The following is a 2,457-nucleotide window of genomic DNA, read 5'->3' on the forward strand; positions in this document are numbered from 1 at the left end:
GGGGGCGATCAAGCAGCCGGGCTTTCTGCTGATCGGCTTCGTCTACTTCCTCCTCCAGGTCGGCTCGTACGGCCTGAACTTCTGGGGGCCGGACCTGATCAAGACGGCGAGCGGGGGCGCGGCGGCCTCGGTCGGCTTCCTCACCGCCATCCCCTACATCTGCGGAGCGGTCAGCATGGTGGTAGTTGCGCGCCTGTCCGACGCCTCTGGCGAGCGGCCGAAATTCGTGGCGGCGCTTGCGGTCGCCGCCGCGGCGGGCTTCTTCACCGCCGGCCTGTTCGAGCATCACATCGTGCCGCTGATGATCTCGCTGGCGCTGCTGGGCTCGGGCATCGTCGCCTCGATCCCGACCTTCTGGACGCTGCCGGCCAAGCTGGTGACGGGGGTGGGCGCAGCCGGCGGCATAGCGCTCATCAACACGCTCGGGCAGTTGGGCGGCATCGTCAGCCCGGTGATGGTCGGCTGGGTCAAGGATCTGACCGGCTCGACCACGCCGGCCCTCTACGCCATCGGGGCGCTCTGCCTGCTGGCTGCCGGCCTGCTGCTCTTCGCCGCCCCCGAGAGCCTCCGCCGCAGCGACCGCGGGAATTGACTGCCTCGACCGAGCTCAACCACCAGATAGATCGATGATGACATCGTGAGGAAGCTGCCTACTCAGCGCCTGAGAGACTGCTTGGGCTGGCCTCCCCGTCTTCGGCGGGCTGCACTGTCACTTGCGGCATGCATCGGGGGGCGACTCCGCCGAACCATGTTTGCAGTGAGATCTCGGTGACCCACAAGCAGTCGGGAACGTCTACTGCCAACCGCTCGCCCCGGCAGCCCACGACCGCGCCCGAGTACCTGGTCTTATCGATTACGACGAGCGGGAGCGTCACCCGATCGAGACCCTGCGCGGAAGGACCGGAACCGTCATGCGGAAATCCCAATCCATCATCGTCGTCGCGATGGCACTCCCCGCTCTGCTCTCGCCGGTCGAGCCGCTGCGCGCCGAGGCGGCGCTCCATCTTGTGCTTGGCACGGCAACGCCTGGCGGCGGCTTTCCCGCCTACGGCGAGGCACTTGCAGCGGCGGTCCGGGAGGTGTGCCCGACGATGGAGATCGAGTTGCGCGCCACCAGGGGATCCAACCGAGAACCTCGACCTTCAGCGGGAGGGCAAGCTCGATCTGGCGCTCGTGCAGGGCGAGTACGCCTATGAGGCGCTGGCCAGGCGAGGCGATCCGCCCACGCTCACGGTGGTCGCTCCCGTCGATGCGAGCCCGGGTCTCTTCGTCGTGCCGGCATCAAGCCATCGCATCAGTCGCGGACCTGCCGGGACGGGCCGTGGCGATCGGCACGCGAAGCTCGGGGCTGACCGCGATGGCGTCGACCGTGCTGCGCGGATCCGGGATCGATCCTGATCGCGATATCCAGCCGATCCTCCTGGATCGGGCCAGAGACGGCCCCGCCATGGTCCTCGACGGACGCGCAGCGGCGCTCTGGGGCGGCAGCCTCGTCTGGCCCGGCTTCCGGACGCTCGCCTCGGCACCGGGCAGCGCACGCTTCTTCGGTCCGCCTCGTCAGGCCATCGACAGGATCCTGGCCCTGAGCCCGTCGCTGCGGCGCGTGACCGTGCCAGCCGATAGCTTCCCGGGACAGAGGGTGGCGTTTGAGACAGTCGGCTCCTGGAGCTTCATCATCGCCAGGCCGGGGCTTGACCGCGCGGCCGTCTCGCGCCTCGTCCAAGCCATCGACCGCGCCAGGGGCGCGCTTGCGCGGCACCTGCCGCAGGGGCAGGACAGCGACCCGCGCAATCTCGCCGCCGCGGTGCCGGCCCGATGGCTGCACCCAGCGACGGCGTCCTTCCTGCAGGAGGCCGGCGTCCCCTGAAATGAGACCGGCTCGCTAAGGCTCAGTCGGCGACCGGCCTGAGGGACGGGCCGCAGGTTGCGCGGTAGCTGCGCTGCCCGCGGACAGACAGCAGAGCGTTCTTCAACGGGCCTGGCAGACGCCCCGCGCGCGACGGGCATTCATCGCCGAACATGGGCAGCGCGGGGTTGCCGCCGCTCGTAGTCTGGCCCGATCCGGTTCCGATCTGCACCGCGGCTCAGGAACACAGCCGGTACCTGCGCGTCCTCGAGCGCGAGCGCCGCCGCCTGCGCCCCGACCGGCGCGGTGGCATGGGCCGCATCGCCCGCCGGCAACACACGACTCCGGTTCCAGCTCGGGATGCGGACCTCTTCCAGCGGCGAGTGATAGGTCGATCCCGGCTGCGACAGCACCCGCGTGAGCGTCTCGAGGACGCTGCGGGGATCCGTGGGTGCACAGGGCGAAGCACGCCCTAGCTGGTGGATCGGTGCGCGAGCTGAGGGGGCTCTTGGCTAGCGAGCGGATGGGACCGCCAGGGTCTGCTCGGCAGAGGGATACACGACCCGCAGGGGCGCGGCGTCCGCCCGTACGGCCACAGGCACGGAGGTCTG

3 protein-coding genes are annotated in these 2,457 nt (G+C 69.8%); 2 read left to right on the forward strand and 1 reads right to left on the reverse strand.

Going from position 1 to position 2,457, the window contains the following annotated elements:
* Positions 1-592: MFS transporter (locus WDW90_RS36305; protein WP_336492591.1), on the forward strand; the 592-nt coding region annotated here is incomplete at its 5' end.
* A 729-nt stretch (positions 593-1,321) separates the two neighbouring features.
* Complete coding sequence (locus WDW90_RS36310) at positions 1,322-1,867, forward strand: TAXI family TRAP transporter solute-binding subunit (RefSeq protein ID WP_336492592.1); 546 nt, start codon at positions 1,322-1,324, stop codon at positions 1,865-1,867.
* A 140-nt stretch (positions 1,868-2,007) separates the two neighbouring features.
* On the opposite strand, the gene WDW90_RS36315 is transcribed toward WDW90_RS36310, so the two are convergent.
* Entirely contained in the window at positions 2,008-2,259 is a 252-nt protein-coding gene (locus WDW90_RS36315) for an FAD-dependent monooxygenase (RefSeq protein WP_336492593.1), read from the reverse strand.
* Positions 2,260-2,457 lie beyond the last annotated feature (198 nt).

Source organism: Methylobacterium nigriterrae, assembly GCF_037106235.1.
Taxonomy (GTDB): domain Bacteria; phylum Pseudomonadota; class Alphaproteobacteria; order Rhizobiales; family Beijerinckiaceae; genus Methylobacterium; species Methylobacterium nigriterrae.